Raw genomic sequence first — 19522 nt, 5'->3', positions numbered from 1 at the left:
GATTGCTCATGATCTTGACATTACTCACGTCCGTGCTTGCGCTGTTTATTGTACTTCCGGGACTGCGTCGTACTCTTGACCGAGAGGGGGGGCACCGTTCCGCTCAAGTTCGCGTCTTTGCGACATTCGGTCACGGCATTGTGCGTTCGGGCGGAGCTTTTTACCGTTTCACTCTGTATGAGAGCTACCTCGTTACATGCTTCCTGATCGCTCGGGCCTACACCTATCGAAGTATTCGTGTACCTGAGCGATATGTTGAAAAAAGTGGCAGGTTACGACTGGTAATTAATGAGGTGCCAGTGGTTCTCTACGGTAATTCACAAGATCTCGAAAAATTTTATAAGGCGCTGAGTAAATTTGTCGAATTGCCGATTGTCGGGCGATGAGCGGTTTGATTGGCGGCGTCGGTGCAGAATGTATTGCTGAAAATCATGTCGGAAATGTTAATTGCGGCGCAGCTATTTCTGAGTCGAACTGCTGCCAGCAGACTCATTGTCACAGGTGTTGTAACCGCGAATGTGGGCCGGAGCTCTGCCGATAATGGGCACTTACGGATGAATTTCTTGCAGGTCGGTCTGTGAAAGAAAATGAATGTGTTTTGGTGCGTGTTTGAGTATTAATCAAATCGGAGGTTAAGTGTTTTTTGGGGGTGATTTTAAATTTTTGCTAAATTGGGTGATAAAGTGAGCGAGTTAATGTCTGGAGGCAGAGAACCCAAGGATCATTTTGCGGTTGCTCAGGTTGCGCTTTATATCTTCGCGGTACTCCAGGCAGTTGCGGCCCTGATGACTGCGTTCGGGGCCATACCTTTAGGACTTTCCCCACAGGCATCGTCGGTGCAACGCGCAGCAGTAACCATCGGGGCAATCATCAACATTCTGTCCTTCCTGATCGGGTATGTCCTGTTGGCTCGCTGCCTGACTCGCTGCAGCACACTGGTTTGGCGAATCGCGTTGGCTGTATTCATGACCAACCTGGGCATGTCAGCCTTGACGTTGGCAGCACAGCCGGATCCGCATCCCGTACTGACAGGAAGCTTTTCCATAGCCGGTGCGATTTCCATGTGGAACGGCCGAAAGGCTATTCACAAGCCGTGTACGGAGGCATCGCGTTACTGATCCGTTGTACGGGGCGCGGATGTAAAGGAACAGACGCCGGTGAAGAAAGAGAATGTACCGCGCGTGTGACCTAAAAGGCGACCGCATATGGCCGGACGAGTCGACCCAGGCAGTGAGGTCTGGATCGCGTGTGCGAGCAAGAGGTATGAAAAGAGCAATGCCGTTAGACAAGTCATCAACGAGATCCACGAATCGCGGTGCAGATACGGTCATCTGCTCGCTTCTGTTGGCGCTTCTTGTCCTCGCTTGGGGTGCATCGGCCGACGGCCCGGCTTTCCGGTTCAACGAGGGCTACTGGCGCTCGGTCGCGCCCGTAGCGATTCCGGCTGCGATTCTCGTCGCATGGGGTTTGCAGAAGGCGTTGGTCGGTACCTGGTACAAACCGCGCTATGCAAGATATGAGCAGCAGATGCAGCCGGGTGAATCCTGGGCAGCCGGGGCGATTGCTGCGGCCATTCTCGTGGGCGTCGCATCGATGGCGTATGCCAATCTGATGAACGAAGCCACGGGAACCGAATACGTTGCCATTTACTCCGTTGCCGAGAAATACGTCACAAGCGGCAAGCGTACTTGCTATGGCCTGAGGTTGTCCAAACAGGACGATCCGAAGGATCAATTTCCGGTCTGCCTGCCACAACGGGACCAGGAGAAGACGCCACTGGGTGAGCGCTTCCAGGTGACTGGTCGGCGCTCGAAGTATGCGAACCAGATGCTCAGTTACGCCAGCATTCGACAAGTCGAGACAGCCTCGAATCCACAAACGACAAGATAGGAGCCACCGGCAGCGGCGATTTATGGCCGACACGGCAGTCAGCGTCGAAACCCCTCCCGGTACGTTCACCGAGAGGCGCGGGGATCAGCGAGGGTGTCAGGATTTCCGTGTTCAGGCAGGTTGAGAGTCACGAAGTCAGCCGAACGAATCGATCTGCGTAGAGGATAGCGAATTGGTTCATGGCTGCCTTCCAATCTTTGGCTGAGCGCCCCCAGTCAGCAGTGATATTGCGCGGAGCCAACCAGATCAGCTTCGTCGCCGCGTCGTCGGTGGGGAAGTGTCCTCGCGTCTTGATGATCTTGCGCAGTTGAGAATTGATATTCTCAATGGCATTCGTTGTGTATATAACCTTGCGGATGTCTGGTGCAAACGCAAAGAATGGAATCACGCGATCCCAGGCATTGCGCCAGGCGGTACTGACAGGCGGGAATTTCTGGCCTCAAGGGCCTTCGGCAAACGCATCAAGTTCAGCTTGAGCGGCCTCGGTACTGGGTGCCGTGTAGATCGGCTTGATTGCGGCAGCCAGTCCCTTGCGGTCCTTCCAACTCGCGTAATCAAGGCTGTTTCGGATCAGGTGGACGATGCAGGTTTGCAGCGTGGTCGCCGGGAACACGGCGGCCGGGGCCTCGGGCATGCCTTTGAGGCCGTCAGTCACCGCGATCAGGACATCGTGGACGCCGCGGGTTTTCAGATCGTTGAACACCTACGGAGCTGATGAAGTCGGGCGAGACCTCGGTGGCGTACTGCCCCAGCGAGAAACCCTGGATCTCGCGCACCGTCATGCCTCGGGCATACATAGCGATGATCTTGTCATCGAAGCCAGTGAAGCGCCGTTCGTGTTTGGGAATCAGCAGCGGTTCGAAACTGCCGTCGCGGTCTCGCGGCACCTCGATGCGAATCGGGCCGTCTTCGGTCAGAACCGTCTTGGCGCCTTTGCCATTGCGCTGGTTCGTGGCGTTGGCTGGTTTAGCCGCACCGGACGGATAGCCGAGATGGTGGTTCATCTCACCGCCTAGTGCTCGCTCGATCAGTGCATTCTGAAGCGCCAACGTTGCAGCATTGATGGCTTCAGCCGTCATCGGGCCGTTACCAAACTGCTCCAGCAACTCGGCAGGAATTGCCGGCAGGTCCGCCGGCTGGGCTTTCGGTTTGCGTGCCATAAACGCTCCTGAGTTGCGTCATGTTATGCCCGAAACACGAAATCTCTGACAGTCCCGTTGAATGGTAATGTCGGCAGCTACTTCGCGCCGGTTGGGACGCAGGCGACGAATCTTGGCATCAATCCGGCGAACCGAATCCCAGGTCTTTTTACTCCGTCTGGCGCGACCTCTGTATTGCAAAGCACCGCGGCTAGCATTACGGATACATGGACTGTCCCGGGACGGCCGTTTGTAGCGAACGGCGGCGGTACGCAACAGTTCGTTCCCAACAAATCAACGATGGTTCCTGTTCCCGGAAAATGAAACAAGACCGATTACTCACGTTCGAGCAGGGGCTGGAAAAATATCGCCATCTGCTCATGCAGCACCCCGATAGTCGGGCGCTGCTGTCTATCAGCAAGCAGATTGAGTTTCTCATCGATCTAGAAAAGGGAGTAGTGCTGGACGTGAGCAGGTTGCGGGAAATTACGATCGGCGTGTTGACAGCGAGGGAAGTGGAGCCGCTGGATAAAGGTGCTGCTGAGATCCTTTAGAAGGTCGCGAGCGAGGCCAGCCGTATGTAGCGCTGTGCAGAATGCGTTGCCACAAACAACCCAGTTGTGACGAAACCGGATACGGCATTCTTCAGGTCGCCGCGACGGGCATGATCACGCTCAAGCACGGCGCGTTCGCGAATCTCGGCATGGCGCCGATGACGATGGCCTACAAGGCGAAGGACGCGGCGATGGTCCGGCAGGCGCATGCGGGCGACAAGGTGAAGGTGCGCGTCGAGGCGGTCGGCGGCACGCTGACCATCGTCGAGATGGTGAAAGACGCGTCGTGACGCACTGACGCGGGCGACCGAAAGGCGCCGGCCGCCGAAGGCCGGCGCCGCGCGGTTCCGGGCCGGGGCCGGAACCGCGCAGCCGCTTACGCGCTCATCGGCTCGAACAAGCCGTCGCGCGCCGGCGAGAAGATCTCCAGGTCGCTCTGATAGCGCGAGTGTCCGTCGACCGCAAGCTCCACCAGCGCGCGGCCGAACAGCGGCGCGTACTTGAAGGCGCGCCCCGATTCCATGATGCACATCGACGCGCGGGCGTGATAGCCGTCGCCGCCCGGCGACGTCGGAATCCGCCCGATCACCAGCTTGCCGTCCGGGCTCATCGAATACAGGCAGCGGCCCGCCTGCTGATACGCGCCGGCGTCGATCAGGCCGGGATCGATGAGGCGGCCGAGGTGTGCGGCGAGTTCGCGCATCAGCGTCTCGTTGACGGGCGGCCGCTCCGCGTAAGGATCGTCGAACACATCGTAGGTGTAGTCCGCGCTCATCTTCATCATGTTGCGCATCGCGGGCGCGAAGTCGAGCGGCGGAAAGCCGTAGAACGTGCCGTGGTCGCTCGCGTCGACGTTGCCGAACTCGAACCAGATCGGCACCTTGGGATGGTTGGCCTTGAGTTCCCAGTACGCATAGTTCATCTGCCAGATCTTCCAGCGGCGGCTCTGCTTCAGGCCGAGGCCGTGCAGCACCGAATCGGCCCACACGCCCGGGCAGGCGATCAGATGGTGGCCGTGGATCGCGGTCGGCACGCCGTTGCTGGTCGTGTGCAGCGTGTACGCATGGCCGGTGCCGGCATGGCGATGGTGCTCGACGTTGACCACCGTATGCTCGTTCAGCACGTGCAGGCGGCCGGTCTGGGTCGCGCCGTGCAGGAATGCCTTCGCCGCTGCCTGGACGTTGATCGATGCGCTCGCCGCCTGCACGAGCCCGACGTAGTCGGCGGGCATCGCGTCGAGATTGAAGATCGGGAAGCGGCGGTGGATTGCCGCCGGCGATTCGAGGTATTCGTACGGCATGCCCATGCTGTCCATGGTCTTGCGCACTTGCCGGACGTTGCCCTCGGTCGTCATCGGGGCGTCGCGGTGGCCGAAGAAGACCAGGTCGTCCATCGCGAGCAGCCGCGTGCCGCCCGCGTGCTGGATCTCCATCCACATCCCGAGCGACGCCTCGGCGAGCCGCGTCTCGCATTCGTTGTCCTGCATCAGCCGGAACATGCGTTCGAGGCCCTTCGAGCTGTTGACCTCGTTCCGGACGCCGTACTGATCGACGATCAGCGTGTTGAGCCCTCGGGACGTCGCGTAGTAGGCGCTCGCGAGGCCGAGAATGCCGCCGCCTATGATGACGACGTCGTAGTCCGAACCGGATTTGATGGAATGCATGATGCTCTCCTGAGAAATTGAACGAAGGTGTGTTGGGGTATGCCGCTGTAATAGGGGGGGCGGTGCGTCGCGCGCGTGCGCGTCACGCGTGCGCCGACGGTGGTGCCGCTTCCGGGCCGAGCCAGTAGCCCGGCTGGTACGGAACCGGCAGGAAGCGTTCGTGAAGCTCGCGGAACGTCGCGTCGGGATCGAGGTCGGCGAACCGTTGCGGATGCAACCAGGTCGCGAGACGCTGGAGCGCGATGAAGTGATACGGGTTGTCGTAGAACGCATGCCAGATCGCATAGACGCGCCCGTTCCGGACGGCCCGCAAGGTGCGATAGCCGGGCCGGGCCATCAGCCGGCCGAGGCGGGCCCGGCCTTCCGCCGGGTCGGCGCCCGGGCCGAGATTGACCCAGTCGCCGGCGGGGGCGTACAGCGACCAGTTCGCGCCGGTGACGAGCACGACGTCCGGATCCGAGGCGATCACCTGTTCGGGATGCAGCGTGCCGAAATGACCGTGCAGGAATGCCGTGCCGAGATTGGTCCCGCCCGCCGCGCCGACCAGTTCGCCGAAGCTGCCGTTGCCGTAGCTCAGGCAGCAGTCGCCGTAGAGCCCGGCGGCGCGCTCGACCATCACGAGCGGGCGTGCATCGCGCCGCGCGAGCCGCGTCGTCACGCGGTCGATCTGCGCCTGCCGGAAGCGCAGGAACGCCTCGGCTCGCGCGCGGCAGTCCAGCAGCTCGCCGAGGATCCGCATGCTGCGCGCCGCGTTGGCGAACAGGCGGGTCCGGAAATCGACGTACAGCACGGGAATGCCGGCCTCGGCCAGATGCGCGACCAGCCCCGAGGATTCGGCGGCGGGCCGCGAGCTCAGGTTCAGCAGCACGGCGTCGGGCGCGAGCGAGATCGCCAGCTCGGCGCTGACGGCTTCCAGCGTCGAATCCGGGAAGGTGGGAATGCCGGCGATCGCGGGGAAGCGGCGCTGGTACGCGCGATAGCTGTCGAGATCGGCGGCGCGGAAGTTCGCGCCCCACGCGACGACGTTCGCGAACGGCGCATCGGGCCGCAGCAGCGGCAGCGCGTACGCGAGCGCGCCGTCGCCGAGCAGCAGCCGGCGCACGGGCCGCGCGAAATGGACGCGGCGGCCGGCGATGTCCTCGATGACGGGGGCCGACGCGCGCGCGCCCCAGGCGCGGGGCACGGACATCAGCAGAGCGGTGGCCGGCGCGCAGCGCAGCAGCGCGCGGCGGGGCGGCGAGAATTCGGTCGACATGGCGTCATCACGATGAAGGGGCGCCGGCGCGCCCCCCCGGATGCATGCGACCTGACGGTCTACATCGTGAGGCGGCGCCCGGCAGGGCGGAATCCGGCACAGTGCGCACCCGCCGCGCGGGATCCCGGCGCGAGCGGTGGCCCCATCCTCGACAGCAGGCAGGATCCGTGAGGAGCGGGCGGGTGCGCGACCGGATCGATCAATGGACGCGGGACAGCAGCGTGTTGATGTCGCAGCCCAGCAGTTGCGAACGCTTGAGCAGCTCGCCGGTCTTGGTGCCGATCAGCGCGCCCGTGTATTCGTTCGCCTGGTCCTGCGTCATCGAGCGGAAGATGTCCGGGAACGAGCGCTCGACGCTGTCGCAGATCACCGCGCCGGCATTGCTCACGTAGTCGGGCAGGTAGTTGATGCCCGCCGCGATCAGCTTCGCCTCGGCCTCGGGGCTCGCGAACGGCGAGTTGGCGCTGCTCACGACCCAGCGTGCGCGCACGCGGTCGACCGTGTCGAGGTCGAGCACGTTCGACAGCGAGGCGATGCACAGCACGTCGGACGGATAGGCCCAGAACGCATCCTCGTCCAGCATCGCGACGCCCGCCGGGATGTCCGGGCTCGGCCGCACGTCGAAGCCGACCACGTGGTAGCCGTGCGCGAGGCACTGCCGCGCGACTTCGCGCCCGACCTTGCCCATCCCGTGGATCGCGACGCGCGCGGTGTCGCTGCCGCCCGGCGACAGCGTGAGCACGGCGCGCAGCGCGCTCCAGACGCCGAAGCCCGTCGCGACGGAGGTGTTGACGAGCGGGCTTTCCATCGCATCGAGAATCCATTGCGTGGACTGGCGCAGGCGCACCATGTGGTCGCTGCTCGTGTTGATGTCGCAGCCGGTGTACATCGAGCCGTCGTAGCGGTTGAGCAGGTCGCCGATGGCGTCGAGCACGTGCGGCGCGTCGTCCGGGCTCACCTTGCTGTTGACCACGATCTTGCCGCCGCTGAACCCCGTGCGGTACAGGCCGTGCTTGAGATCCATCGCGTGCGCGAGCATGATCGCCTCGTCTTTCTGCTGTTCGAGCGATTCATACCGGTGCCAGCGGATCCCGCCGTTGCTCGGCATCGCGTGGCGCTGCGGCGAGCAGGCGATGGTGAACGAACTCTTGTCGTCGACCACGATGGTTTCGACTTCGTATTTTCCAAACCGCGGATGATTGATGATGCCCATGATCAAACCTCTTCTGCTGAACGATGTAGACGGACGAGCGCTTCGGCGCCTGCGGCGGTCAGGCATGCGCACAGGCCCGCCGGCGTGGGCGTGCGCATGAAGTCCTGCAGGCTGATTTCCACACCCAGTTCGGCCTGGGTGAGTACGACCAGCTGGACGGCGGCCAGAGAATGGCCGCCGTCCTCGCTGAATGGGTGATGCAGGTTCGACGGTGCGGTCCCGGTGGCTTTTTCCCAGAGCGCGTTGGCGGCGGCCTGCACGCTGTCGTAGCGCGGCGCGGCCGGGCGCGGGTTCGGCGCGGCGGCGGGGCGCGGCTCGGCGGCGGGCTCGGCGGATACGCCGTGGCGCTGCGGATCGAACGGGTAGCGGGGCAGCGGCACGCTGACGCCCGCTTCGTTCCACGACGGGCGCCAGTCGAGATCGACGCCCGCCATCCACAGCTGCGCGAGCGCCGTGTTCCAGGTGTCGCTGTCCGGCGCGTCGTCGCGCGGCCCGCGCAGCGTGCGGATCGCGACGTCCTTCGGCCGTTGCGACAGGGCCAGCGCGGTCAGCGTGGCGCCCGCGCCGACCTCGATGAATACGGTCCGGCCGCGCGCCGGCAGCGAGTCGAGCGCGGCGCGGAAGCGCACCGGCTCCCGCGCGTGGCGCGCCCAGTAGTGCGCGTCGAGCGATGCGCCTTCGGCCAGCGGCGCGCCGAGCAGGGTCGAATGAAACGCGAGATGCGACGGCAGCGGCGCACTGTGCGGCGCGGCGTGCGCGAGTTCGGCGAGTACCGGATCCATCATCATCGAGTGGAACGCGTGGGAGACCTGCAAGGCCCGGCACCGCACGCCGCGCGCCTTCAGTTCGGCCTCCACGCGCCGGAGCGCCGCGGGCGCGCCGGACAGCACGCAGGACTCGGCGGCATTGACCGCGGCCAGCGCGACGTCCGCGCCGAGCCACGGGGCGCAGTCCTCCTCGCCGAGCGACACGGCCAGCATCGCGCCCGCCGGCAGCGCCGCCATCAGCCGGCCGCGCCGGGCCGCGAAGCGCAGGCCTTCCGCGTCGCTGAACAGGCCGGCGATGCAGGCGCCCGCGATCTCGCCCAGGCTGTGACCGATCACGGCGTTCGGCGTCACGCCGTGCCGCATCAGGAAGCGCGCCACGGCGATCTGGACGGCGACGAGCGCCGGCTGCGCGAGCGCGGTGTCGGTGAGATCGACGTGGTCGCTTCGGCCGCCCAGGAGGAACGACGCGTCGAGATCCGCGTGATCGCGCAGCGCCTGCACCTGGTCGCGCAGGAGCGCGGCAAACAGCGCATTCGATTGCGCGAGGCCGGCGGCCATGCCTAGGAACTGGCTGCCCTGGCCCGGAAACTGGAACACGATGCGCGGCGCGCGCCGGCCCATGTCGCGGATCGTCTCGGCGACGGACAAGGCGCCGTTGGCCTCGACCCGCAGCAGGCCGCGCCAGGGCAGCGGCTTGCGGCGCGTCTGCGCGCTCCAGGCCAGCGCATGGACGGGGGTTCCCGCGAGTTCGGCGCGATAGGACTGCATCAACTGATGACAGGCGGCTTCGCTGCGCGCGGAGACCGGTATCGCGCCCGGGAAGTCCCGCGGCGTCGCGTCGCGCGCGTCGCGCGCGGGCGGACGCGCGAGCAGCACGTGCGCATTGGTGCCGCCGATGCCGAACGCGCTGACGCCGATCGCGCGGCGCGGATCGCTCGCCTGCCACGGCTCGGCGGACGTCGGGATGTAGAACGCGCTCGCGTCCAGCGCGATCGACGGGTTGACTTCGCCGAGATTGATTTGCGGCGCGATCCAGCCATGACGGATCTCGAGCACGGCCTTGATCAGGCCGGCCATGCCCGCGGCGGTTTCCAGATGGCCGACGTTGGCCTTGACCGCGCCGAGCGCGCAGTGGCCGGCCGCGACGCCTTGCGCCGCGAACAGCCCGTGCAGCGCATCGAATTCGATCGGATCGCCGGCGATCGTGCCGGTGCCGTGCGCCTCGATCGCGCGCAGGTCGGCCGGGGCGAGGCCGGCGTCGTGCAAGGCCCGCTCGACGAGCCGGCGCTGGCCGGACACGCTGGTGGTCGTGAAGCCGACCTTGCCCGCGCCGTCGTTGTTCACGGCGCAGCCCTTGATCACGGCGAGCACGCGCTGTCCGTCGGCGAGCGCCGCCGCGAGCGGCTTCAGCACCACCACGGCGACGCCGCTGCCGAACACGGTGCCGCTCGCGTCCTGCGAGAACGGCATGCAATGGCCGTGCTTCGCGTAGACCATGCCCTGGTGCGCGCGATAGGGTGCGCGCTGCGGCGTCCGCACCGTGCAGCCGCCGGCCAGGGCGAGCCCGCAGCGCCCGGCGCGCAGGGCCTCGACGGCCTCGGCGACGGCCACCAGCGAGGTCGCGCAGGCGGCCTGCACCGCGAGCACCGGGCCCTCGATGCCGAGGTGCCACGCCGCGCGGCTGACGAGGTAATCCTTGTCGTTGGTGATCTGCAGCTCGAATGCGGACGGCTGGAAGCGCTCCATGAGCGTGGATTTCTGCAGCTCGGGCAGGTACGACGAGCTGCTGCCGCCCGCGAACAGGCCGGCGTCTTCCAGGCGTCCCGGGACGATGCCGCCGTCCTCCAGCGCATGCCACGCGCATTCGAGGAACAGGCGGTGCTGCGGGTCCATCAGGGCCGCCTCGCGCTGCGCGACCCCGAAGAATGCGGCGTCGAACGCGAGCGCGTCGCAACTGAGCGGCGCGGCGAACGGGACGACATCGCCGTCGAGTTGCGCGTCGTCCAGCTCGACCAGCGATTCGACGCCGTTGATCAGGTTGTGCCAGTACTCGTCGGGATCGTTCGCGCCGGGAAACCGGCACGCCATCCCGACGATCGCGATGTCCCGGTCAGGGGCGGAGGTGCGCATCGGGGCGGCCATGGCTCAGTGGGCGGTGTAGCCGCTCAGGATCCGGTCGCGCAGCGCCGCGTGGGCGGCCGCGATCGGAATGAGCAGCACGAAGGCGCGATAGCGTTCGCGCGGCACTTCCTGATACAGCTGCCGCACCCCGAACATGCCGGTCACGTCGCCCGACACGCCGGTCGCGAACAGCGATTGCCAGCCGCGCCGCCAGATCGCCGACGAATTCCAGATGCCCGAGGTCTCGATGCGGCCGTACACCGTCTCGGCCGTCTCGTGGTAGTAGGAGATGATGTCTGTGCCGAGGGTCGCGACCTTCCAGCCCTCGCCGCGAATGGTGCCCACCTGGGTGCCCTGGTCGTCGAGCCAGCGGTCGTCGTGCGAATTCACGTCGCCGACGCTCGGTCGGTCCTCGGCCTTGGCCTTGAACTTGATCTCGGACAGTTCGAGCAGCGGCAGGATCACGACGTTCGGGTTGCCGGTCTGCTCGGCGACGAGCTGCCTGGCCTCGTCGATACTCGCGCCTGCTTCGATTTTCGTGCGGGCCAGGTTGGCCAGGCCGACGAGCGTCGACATCAGATCGTTCTCATGCGATTGCATCATTTGCACTCTCGATTGCGTTGCTTTGGGTGGAGGAAAGCTGGCGGCCGCGTTCGCGGTCGGCATCGCTGCCGGCGTCGGCGAATACGGTCACCACGGTGGAACCCTGGCCGAGCTGCTGGGCGACCCGGCGCGCGACGATCCAGTTCGCGGCGGACGAGCCGCCGATCGGAATGCCGGTCGCCGAGAAGAATTCGTGCATCGCCTTCAGCGATTCCTCGTGCGTGACCGACTCGAACGTCACCGGCGACTGGATCAGGGACACGAACGGCTGGCGGAAGCCGAAGCCGAAGCCGCCCGCGCCCGCGAAGCGGTTCAGGCCGTTGGGCGGGGCCATGGTGCCGAACGGCAGCTCCTGCGGCGTGCAGCCGACCACGCGCAGATCGGGGTTTTGCTGGACGAGCGCCGCGTAGACGCCGGCGAGCGTGCCGCCCGTGCCGACCGCGGCGACCCACGCATCCGGACGCCGGCCGACGAGCTGCTGGACGATCTCGGCGCCCGTGTGATGCTGGTGGGTGGCCGTGTTCACCTGGTTCAGGTGCTGCGACAGCAGGGTCCAGCCCGGTTCCGTGCGGGCGATTTCCTGGCTGCGCGCGATGATGCCGAGCAGGAAGTGGTGGCGGTCGACCAGGGTGACGATCGCGTTGTTCTCGTGCAGCGAGCGCAGCAGCGCTTCCGGCGCGGAATCGGGAATCACCACCTGCACGGTCAGGCCGCACAGGTGCCCGAGGTAGGCGAGCGCCCGGGCCATGTTGCCGCCCGACGAGTCGAGCAGCTTCAGCGGCCCCTGGCTGAAGTCGTGGGTGTTGATCGCATCGCAGAACAGGCCGAACGCGACCCGGTCCTTGATCGAGCCGGACGGGTTCTTGGATTCCAGCTTGGCGTACACGCGCCCACCGTTCGACGACCCGGGCACCTCCACCAGCGGGGTGTTGCCGAGCGCTTCGCTATAGCGCTTCAGTTGCGGAAACATCGCCAACGCCTTGGTGCGATCCGGGGCGGATGGCTGCGCGTTGAACAGAACAAAATCCATGAGGTGCTCCGATGACGGTGTGAAATGAAGTGTTCAGGCGGCGTGCTGCAGGATCGCGTCGAGAACGGGTTGAAGCGGATTCCGGTGATAGAAATGCCCGCCCGGAAAGGTTTCCGCGCGTGCGCTGCGCGGCAGGAAGGCGTGCCATTCGGCGAGGATCCCGGGGCCGATGAGCGGATCGTCGCGACCGCCGAAGATGCGGGTCGCGGGCAGCGCGCCGATCGGCAGGCGCGCCAGCTCGCGCAACAGGCCGAGATCGCGCCGGATGGTCGACGCCACGAGCGCGCGCGCCTCGACGCCGAGGGTGTCCAGCGCGTCGACTTCGCCGAGATCCAGCGCGCGGTCGGCGAGCCGCTCGAGATCCGTCGGGGTGCTCAGCGTGTCCAGCAGCGTGGGCGGCGTCATTTGCGAGGACAGGATCAGCTGCGCGATGTCGAAGCGCGAGCGCGCAAGCGCCGCGGCGACGTGCAGCGCGAGCAGCGCGCCCATGCTGTGGCCGAAGAAGGTGGCGCGCGCGAGTCCGAGCAGGCTGCCGAGCCCGCGCGTGCAGCGCCGGATCGCGGCGGCCGGATCCTGCCAGGCCGGGAACGCCTCCTTCGCGGTCGAGCCCGGGTACTGGATGACGATCAGGTCGACGTCGGCGGGCAGGCTGTCGCGCCACGGGCGATAGAACTCGACGCTGCCGCCCGCGTGCGGGAAGATCACCAGCTGATGGCGCACGGGCGCCGCGCCGGACGCGCTGAAGCGCACCGCGCCTTCGGCCTGGGTTCGCAGCTGTTTCATGCGGGGCTCGCCTGGCGGGCGTCCGCGTGCTGTCGCGCGTCCTCGGCGGCCTGGGCCCGCAGCAGCACGCGATCGATCTTGCCGATGCCCTTGCGCGGGATCTCGTCGAGCAGCACCAGCTTTTCCGGCAGCTTGAACGCGGCGATGCCCGCGCGCTCCAGGTATTGACGGATTTCCGCGAGCGAGACCGGCAGGTCGTCGCGCACGATCGCGAACAGGCACGGCACCTCGCCGTAGCGGCTGTCCGCCATGCCGACGCACGCGGCATCCTTCAGTTTGGCGTGGCGCTTGCACAGGTCCTCGATTTCCTCGGGGCAGAATTTCTCACCGCCTCGATTGATGGAATCGGTGACCCGTCCGTCGATGTAGACATTGCCGGCCGCGTCGACGTGGGCGAGATCGCCCGTGCGATAGTGGCCGTCCGCCGTGAATGCGCGCAGCGACGCGTTCTCGTCGTTGAAATACGCATGGATCGTGTAGGGGCCGCGCGTGATCAGCTCGCCCGATTCGCCGCACGGCACCGGCCTGCCTTGCGCGTCGACGATCAGGACTTCGTCGTATTCCGAGAGCGGGCGGCCCTGGGAGTTGAAGCGCACCGTGTCGGGATCGTCGAAGCGGGTGAAGCAGAGCAGTCCTTCGCTCATCCCGTAGCACTGCTGGATGTGAATGCCGAGCCGCGCCTCCGCGCGCGTCGCGAGATCGGTGGACAGCCGCGAGCCGCCGACCTGCACGTAGCGCAGGGTGTGGGGCGCGGCGCCGGTCGCGTGCGCGTGTTCGAGCCACTGCGCGAGCAGGGCGGGGACGAGCGTGGTGTGGGTCACGCCGTGCGCGGCGATCAGCTCCAGCGAGGTGGGCGCGCTCGTGTCGGCCGCCAGCACGACGGCGCCGCCGCTGGCCAGCGTGCCGAGGATGCCCGGACAGTTGATCACGAAGCCGTGGGACACCGGCAGCACGGCCAGGTAGACGGCCGCCTCGCTCAGTCCGAAAACCTTGCAGCCTGCCTCGATCATGTAGCTGTAGCCGCCGTTGCGCCGTGCGATGGCCTTGGGCAGGCCGGTCGTGCCGCTCGACAGCAGCATCATCGCAGGGTCGTCGGCCTGCATGCCGGCCGGCGTCAGCGCGGCGGGCGAGGGGGCGGACGGCAGTGCGCAGAATGCCTCGAGGTCGTGCCAGTCGGGATGGGCGTCGTCGCGAGGCGGGCCGAGGACCAGCTTGAGCGGCATTTCCAGCTGCTCGTCGGCGAGCAGGCCGGCCACCGCCTGAAGTGGGCTGAAACGGCGATTGCCCGCGGTCACGGCGATCGCGCGCGGCCGCGCCGTTTTCAGGATGTGCCGCAGTTCGCGCTCGCGGTAGGCCGGCAGGATCGGCACCGGCACCGCGCCCGCCATCAGCGCCGCCAGCATCAGGATCACGGCATGCGCGGTATTGGGCAGCTGGAACGCGATCCGATCCCCCTTGCCGATGCCGTGCGCGTCGAGCCGCGCCGACGCGGCGGCGACCCGCGACAGCAACTGCCGGTGCGAGATCGTCTCGGCGCCGCTGATCAGCGCGGGGGCGTCGCCGCCGGCGTGCAGGGCGGCGGCGAGCCGTTGATTCAGGGACATCGACGCTGCGCTCATCGCGCGGCTCCGGTGCTGTCGGCCGTGGCCGACGCGATCAGCCGTTCCAGTTCTTCCAGCGTGTGATCGTGCTTGTCCCACAGCGAGAAGCCCGTGCATCCCGCTTGCTCCAGACGCAATTGCAGATCCAGGGTCTCCGCCGAACTCAGGCCCAGATCCGCCCGGAGTTGCCAGTCGCATTCCGCCGACTCGAGCAGCCCGGAGGGCAGTCCGATCTCTGTCAGCAGGCCGATGATGCGCGTCGAAGCCATCCGATCATCTCCATATCCGATGTAATAGGAATGATTATTATTAAGCGTTGACCGCCGGTCGGTCAATAGAAATCCGTTAGAAAGTTTGCATGTAAGGATTCGATTGACGGAAATCTCTCGGATAACGCAATATTTTCGGCCGTCGCGGGGCTGTGCTCTCGATAGACGAGACGCTTACACGGGGAGCTGGCCGGGCCGTTTCCCGAGCCCGGGACACATGCGGCGCGTCACGGCGTGTCTTGTCTTTGAAATGAAAATGGTTATCATTACATTCGACCGATGGTCGGTCAATGGAAAGATCCGACCGATCGTTCACCTCATCCATCCACCCGACTGACCCGCGCGGCCTGCTCCGCCGGCCCGCGGTTGATGGCGTTTTCATCGGCTGCGGGGCAGGGCGGGGGCGCGTCGAGGCGCGCTCCGTCCGCGCCTCTTCGACGCGGAACAGGACAGACGGACACACATGCACCAAGGTTTTCGGACGCGGCCCCAGCGGCCGCGCGGGGGGCGGTCGCGGCTTGGGCCCACGGTCGCGCGCCGGCGTTTCGCGCTCTCGGTGATGCTGGCGGCGTGCACGCACGCCACCGGCGCGTGGGCGCAGGACGAGAGCGGCGGCGACACGCTGCCCGCGATCGCCGTGACGGACAAGCAGGGCGACGACGGCAACGGTTCGGTGCGCGGCTATGTCGCAGCCGAGGCGAGCGTCGGCAATCGGGGCCGGGCGTCGCTGATGACGACGCCGCAGTCCGTATCCGTGATCACGCGCGAACAGATCGACGAGCAGCAGGCGGCCACCACCAGCCAGGCGCTGCGCTACACCGCGGGCGTCAACAGCGAGCGCTTCGGCGGTTTCGGCTCGCAGCTGGACCTCACCCGGATCCGCGGCATCGACGCGGACTACTATCTCGACGGCCTGCGCGTGATCGGCAATCCGGGCAGCTGGCTGCCGCAGATCGACGCCTATGCGCTCGAACGGATCGAAGTGCTGCGCGGCCCCTCGTCCGCGATGTATGGGCAGGGGACGGGCGGCGGGATCGTCAATCAGGTCAGCCGGCGGCCGCGCGATACCGCGGAGCGCGAGGTGTCGGTGCAATACGGAGACGTCGATCGCGCGCATCTCGGATTCGACGCCACGGGGCCGCTGAACGCGGCGCGGACGGTGCTGTACCGGTTCACGGCGAGCGGGCTGGACAGCCATGAGCAGGTCGAGGGCATGCGCCACCGACGCCTGTATCTCGCGCCCGCCCTGACCTGGCGGATCAGCCCGAATACATCGTGGACCTGGCTGGCCGTGCATTCGCGCGAGCCGTCGATACCCGACTACAACAGCCTGCCGGCGGCGATGCTGGGGCTGAACGGCAGCCCGTATCCGCAACTGAACCGCTCGCGCAACTACACCGATCCGAACTTCCGGCAGTCGACGCGCACGCAGGATGCGCTGACGTCGATCTTCGAGCACGACTTCGGCCAGGGCTGGCGTTTCACCGGCAGCGCCCGCTACATGTATGTGTCGTCCGACCTTCAGCGCGGCGTGGTCTATGGCTACCAGCTGGTGAACGGACAGCCCTGGCTCAAGGGCTACGACGAGCTGACGCCCGCGAAGTCCAGCAGCTTCACGATGGACCATCACGTGACGGGCGAGCTGGGGCTGGGCCCGACGCGGCATGCGTTGCTGGCCGGCCTCGACTACACCACGGGCGTGCTGGACAGCGCGGTCTACAGCGTCGGGCCAGTGCCGTTCGATCCGTACGGCGCGAACTACCAGCCCGTGATCGTGCCGGATTTCAGCGCGAGCCGCGCCGCGCCGTGGAAGTCCCACCAGACCTTCACGCGCGTCGGCCTCTATGCGCAGGATCAGATCGCGTACCGGCGCTGGCTGCTGACGCTGAGCGCGCGGCACGACTGGTCGAGGAGCGACGACGCCACCCAGAGCTATTCGCCGGCGGTGCGCGAGACGCGCCAGCGCGACGGGAAATGGAGCGGGCGCGCGGGGCTCAGCTATCAGTTCGACGCCGGGCTGATGGCCTATGGGAGCTACGCGACCTCGTTCGATCCGCTCGTCGGCAGCGACTACAAGGGCGACGCGTTCGTGCCCGTCGAGGCGCGGCAGGCCGAACTCGGCGTCAAGTTCCATCCCGCCGGCTCGCACGTGCTGCTGACCGCCGCGCTCTTCGATCTCCAGCAGACCAACGTCAAGACCGCGGATGTCGACCACCTCGGCTTCAACAACCAGACCGGCGAGATCCGCACGCGCGGCTTCGATCTGTCGGCGACGATGGAACTGCTGCCGCGCCTGAACCTGATCGCGAGCTACACCTACCTGAGCAGCCGGGTCGCTGCCGATCCGCTCTACGCCGGCAAGCGGCCGGCGCAAACGCCGCGTCACAGCGCGAGCGCGTGGCTCGACTACCGGCTGCGCGGCGTGCTGGCGGGGCTGCGGCTCGGCGGCGGCGTGCGCTACCTCGGCGCGACCTGGGGGGATCCGGGCAATACCTTCCGCGTGCCGTCGGTCACCTTGTTCGATCTTGCCGCGAGCTACGACGTCGGGCAGCTCCTGGGGCCGACGCAGGACGCGACCCTGGCGCTCAACATCAGCAACCTGACCAACCGGACCTATGTCGCGAGCTGCACGTCGGCGATGTACTGCTTCATCGGCCAGGACCGGGTGGCGACGGTGACCTTTACCTATCGGTGGTGACATGAAGCGAATCACGGAAGCGCAGGCGTGGCGGCCGTATGCGGACGACGCAGGGCGCGACGCGGGGCCGGCCGCGGGCGCGTCGGCGGTGACGGAGGCGGCGCGCGCGCTGTACGGCGCATCGGTGCGGCGACGCGGCGCCTGGCTGGTCGCGCTCGCGCTGCTCGCGTTGCTCTGCGGGCTCACGGATCTGTCGGTCGGGTATGCGCCGTACCGGCCGGCCGAGGTGCTCGATGCGCTGTGGAATCCGCATGCGCCCGTCGCGCTGCGCGTGATCGTGCGCGACCTGCGTCTGCCGGTGGCGCTGACCGCGTGGCTGGTGGGCGCCTGCCTGTCGGTGGCCGGCGTGCAGATGCAGACCGTGCTGAACAATCCGCTCGCGAGCCCTTTCACGCTGGGCGTGTCGGCGGCGGCCGGCTTCGGCGCGGCGCTGGGGCTCGTGCTCGGGGTGAGCGTGCTGCCGGCCGCGCTGGTCGCGTACGCGGTGCCCGTCAACGCGTTCCTGGTCGCGATGGGATCGGTGCTGCTGATCGACCGCCTGAGCCGGCGGCGCGGCATGAGCAGCGAACTGATCGTGCTGCTGGGCACGACGCTCGTGTTCACCTTCACCGCGCTGTTGCAGGCGTTGCAGTACGTCGCGCCCGATCAGGCGCTGGCGGCCGTGGTGTTCTGGACCATGGGGAGCCTGGCCCGCGCCGACGGCCCCAGGCTCGCGATCATGGCCGGCGCGCTGCTGCTGGCCTGCATCGTGTTCGTGCGCCGGGCGTGGGCCTTGACCGCGCTGCGGCTCGGCGAGGCGCGCGCGAGCGCATTGGGGATTCCGGTCGCGCGCCTGCGCTTGCAGACCATCGTGCTGAGCGGGCTGCTGGCGTCGGTGTGCGTCGCCTTTGTCGGCACGATCGGCTTCATCGGGCTGGTCGGGCCGCATATCGCGCGCATGCTGGTGGGCGAGGACCAGCGTTTCCTGCTGCCCGCCGCCGCGCTGTGCGGCGCGGTGCTGCTGTCGGCCGCCTCGGTGGCGAGCAAGGTCGCGGTGCCGGGGCAGGCCGTGCCGATCGGCATCGTCACCGCGCTGGTCGGAGTGCCGCTGTTCTTCGTGCTGATTCTGCGGAAGGGGCGCGCGTGACCGGACTTCTGCATCTCGACGAGGTGGGCGCCGCGCTGGGCGGGCGCGACGTGCTGCGCGGCGTGTGCCTCGGGCCGTTGCGGCCCGGCAGCGTGACCGCGCTCCTGGGGGCCAACGCGGCGGGCAAATCGACGCTGCTGCGCCGGATCGCGGGCGAACTGGACGGGCCGGGGCGGGTGCTCGCGGCCGGCCGGCCGGCGCTGAGCTGGCCCGCGCAACACCCGAACCGGCCGGCTTTCGTGCCGCAGGACATCTTCGGCGGCGCGAGCCTGACGGTGCTCGAGGCCGTGCTGCTCGGCGCGAAGCAGCAGGGGGCGTGGCGCGTCGCGCGGCGGGAACTCGACGCGGTCTCGGCCTGGCTGCGCCTGTTGCAGATCGATGCGCTGGCCGGCCGCGAGCTGCGTGCGCTGAGCGGCGGGCAGCGGCAGCTGGTGTCGATTGCGCAGGCGCTCGCGCGCGAGCCGCGCATCGTGCTGCTCGACGAGCCGACCAGCGCGCTCGACCTGCATCGGCAATTCGAGCTGCTGGCGCTGCTGCGCCGGCTCGCGCACGAGCACGGCTTATGCCTGCTGATGGCGATTCACGACCTCAACCATGCGCTGCGCTTCGCCGACCATGCGGCGATCCTGCACGAAGGCCGCATCGTCGCGTTCGGTGCGCCGGCGGAGGTCGTGACCCCGGAGATCCTCGCGCGCGTCTATCGCGTGCACGCCCGGGTCGAGCGGTGCAGCCGGGGCCTGACGCACGTGATCGTCGACGCGGGCGTGGCGTCGACACTCGCGCAGGCCGCGGTCCGGCCCGCCGCGTGAG

The 19522-nt window shown here is 67.1% G+C and carries 17 protein-coding genes and 2 pseudogenes; 9 read left to right on the top strand and 10 right to left on the bottom strand.

All coding sequences use genetic code 11. The features are described from left to right. Positions 1-8: 8 nt before the first annotated feature. The 3 genes from Bsp3421_RS23210 to Bsp3421_RS23200 all read left to right on the top strand — a co-directional run bounded on the left by Bsp3421_RS23210 (position 9) and on the right by Bsp3421_RS23200 (position 1890). The gene (locus tag Bsp3421_RS23210) at positions 9-386 is read left to right on the top strand and encodes a hypothetical protein (RefSeq protein WP_274003792.1); all 378 of its coding nucleotides are present in this window, start codon (positions 9-11) and stop codon (positions 384-386) included. Between the two features lie 309 nt (positions 387-695). Continuing rightward, the gene (locus Bsp3421_RS23205; RefSeq protein WP_274003791.1) at positions 696-1118 is read left to right on the top strand and encodes a hypothetical protein; all 423 of its coding nucleotides are present in this window, start codon (positions 696-698) and stop codon (positions 1116-1118) included. Positions 1119-1275: 157 nt separating this feature from the next. After that, positions 1276-1890, top strand: coding sequence for a hypothetical protein (locus Bsp3421_RS23200; RefSeq protein WP_274003790.1), 615 nt, complete (start codon positions 1276-1278; stop codon positions 1888-1890). Between the two features lie 127 nt (positions 1891-2017). Here the strand turns inward: Bsp3421_RS23200 and Bsp3421_RS23195 are convergent. Beyond that, positions 2018-3050 (bottom strand): annotated as a pseudogene (locus Bsp3421_RS23195) (IS256 family transposase). Between the two features lie 57 nt (positions 3051-3107). Here Bsp3421_RS23195 and Bsp3421_RS34475 point away from each other — a divergent pair. From Bsp3421_RS34475 to Bsp3421_RS23185, 3 genes and pseudogenes are all read left to right on the top strand, one after another. Then, positions 3108-3353 (top strand): polymorphic toxin type 46 domain-containing protein, encoded by a 246-nt coding sequence (locus tag Bsp3421_RS34475; protein ID WP_443111582.1) that lies wholly within the window; start codon positions 3108-3110, stop codon positions 3351-3353. Then, entirely contained in the window at positions 3350-3583 is a 234-nt protein-coding gene (locus Bsp3421_RS23190) for an immunity protein Tsi6 family protein (RefSeq protein ID WP_274003789.1), read from the top strand. Before Bsp3421_RS34475 ends, Bsp3421_RS23190 begins: the two co-directional genes overlap by 4 nt. A gap of 98 nt (positions 3584-3681) precedes the next feature. Beyond that, positions 3682-3873 (top strand): annotated as a pseudogene (locus tag Bsp3421_RS23185) (copper-binding protein); the annotation flags it as partial. An 86-nt stretch (positions 3874-3959) separates the two neighbouring features. Here the strand turns inward: Bsp3421_RS23185 and Bsp3421_RS23180 are convergent. The 9 genes from Bsp3421_RS23180 to Bsp3421_RS23140 form a co-directional block, all read right to left on the bottom strand. Further along, the gene (locus Bsp3421_RS23180) at positions 3960-5246 is read right to left on the bottom strand and encodes an FAD-dependent oxidoreductase (RefSeq protein WP_274003787.1); all 1287 of its coding nucleotides are present in this window, start codon (positions 5244-5246) and stop codon (positions 3960-3962) included. 82 nt (positions 5247-5328) lie between these two features. Continuing rightward, on the bottom strand, positions 5329-6501 hold the full coding sequence (locus Bsp3421_RS23175) for an ABC transporter substrate-binding protein (RefSeq protein WP_274003785.1): 1173 nt from the start codon (positions 6499-6501) through the stop codon (positions 5329-5331). Positions 6502-6700: 199 nt separating this feature from the next. After that, complete coding sequence (locus Bsp3421_RS23170; protein ID WP_274003783.1) at positions 6701-7714, bottom strand: Glu/Leu/Phe/Val dehydrogenase dimerization domain-containing protein; 1014 nt, start codon at positions 7712-7714, stop codon at positions 6701-6703. 2 nt (positions 7715-7716) lie between these two features. Further along, positions 7717-10611 (bottom strand): type I polyketide synthase, encoded by a 2895-nt coding sequence (locus Bsp3421_RS23165; RefSeq protein WP_274003780.1) that lies wholly within the window; start codon positions 10609-10611, stop codon positions 7717-7719. A gap of 15 nt (positions 10612-10626) precedes the next feature. Further along, positions 10627-11205, bottom strand: coding sequence for an allene oxide cyclase barrel-like domain-containing protein (locus Bsp3421_RS23160; protein ID WP_274003778.1), 579 nt, complete (start codon positions 11203-11205; stop codon positions 10627-10629). Continuing rightward, positions 11189-12235 carry a PLP-dependent cysteine synthase family protein gene (locus Bsp3421_RS23155; RefSeq protein ID WP_274003775.1) on the bottom strand — a complete coding sequence of 349 codons (1047 nt, stop codon included), beginning with the start codon at positions 12233-12235 and terminating at the stop codon, positions 11189-11191. The genes Bsp3421_RS23160 and Bsp3421_RS23155 overlap by 17 nt, the downstream gene beginning before the upstream one ends. 33 nt (positions 12236-12268) lie before the next feature. Continuing rightward, positions 12269-13018, bottom strand: a complete 750-nt coding sequence (locus tag Bsp3421_RS23150) for a thioesterase II family protein (RefSeq protein ID WP_274003774.1) — start codon at positions 13016-13018, stop codon at positions 12269-12271. Beyond that, a complete protein-coding gene (locus Bsp3421_RS23145) occupies positions 13015-14622 on the bottom strand; it encodes an AMP-binding protein (protein ID WP_274003772.1) in 1608 nt (535 codons plus the stop codon). Before Bsp3421_RS23145 ends, Bsp3421_RS23150 begins: the two co-directional genes overlap by 4 nt. Positions 14623-14633: 11 nt before the next feature. Next, positions 14634-14888: a hypothetical protein gene (locus tag Bsp3421_RS23140; RefSeq protein WP_274003771.1), complete on the bottom strand. Its 255-nt coding sequence runs from the start codon at positions 14886-14888 to the stop codon at positions 14634-14636. A 559-nt stretch (positions 14889-15447) separates the two neighbouring features. Between Bsp3421_RS23140 and Bsp3421_RS23135 the strand changes: the two genes are divergently transcribed. The 3 genes from Bsp3421_RS23135 to Bsp3421_RS23125 are packed head-to-tail and all read left to right on the top strand — an operon-like array spanning position 15448 to position 19521. Then, complete coding sequence (locus Bsp3421_RS23135) at positions 15448-17586, top strand: TonB-dependent siderophore receptor (RefSeq protein WP_274003769.1); 2139 nt, start codon at positions 15448-15450, stop codon at positions 17584-17586. Position 17587: 1 nt separating this feature from the next. Next, positions 17588-18712 carry a FecCD family ABC transporter permease gene (locus Bsp3421_RS23130; RefSeq protein WP_274003766.1) on the top strand — a complete coding sequence of 375 codons (1125 nt, stop codon included), beginning with the start codon at positions 17588-17590 and terminating at the stop codon, positions 18710-18712. After that, the gene (locus Bsp3421_RS23125) at positions 18709-19521 is read left to right on the top strand and encodes an ABC transporter ATP-binding protein (protein ID WP_274003762.1); all 813 of its coding nucleotides are present in this window, start codon (positions 18709-18711) and stop codon (positions 19519-19521) included. The genes Bsp3421_RS23130 and Bsp3421_RS23125 overlap by 4 nt, the downstream gene beginning before the upstream one ends. The last annotated feature ends 1 nt before the right edge of the window (position 19522 follow it).

It is taken from the genome of Burkholderia sp. FERM BP-3421, assembly GCF_028657905.1.
Classification (GTDB): domain Bacteria; phylum Pseudomonadota; class Gammaproteobacteria; order Burkholderiales; family Burkholderiaceae; genus Burkholderia.
The sequence above is the reverse complement of the archived record's forward strand: the minus strand, read 5'-3'. Positions and strand labels throughout refer to the sequence as shown.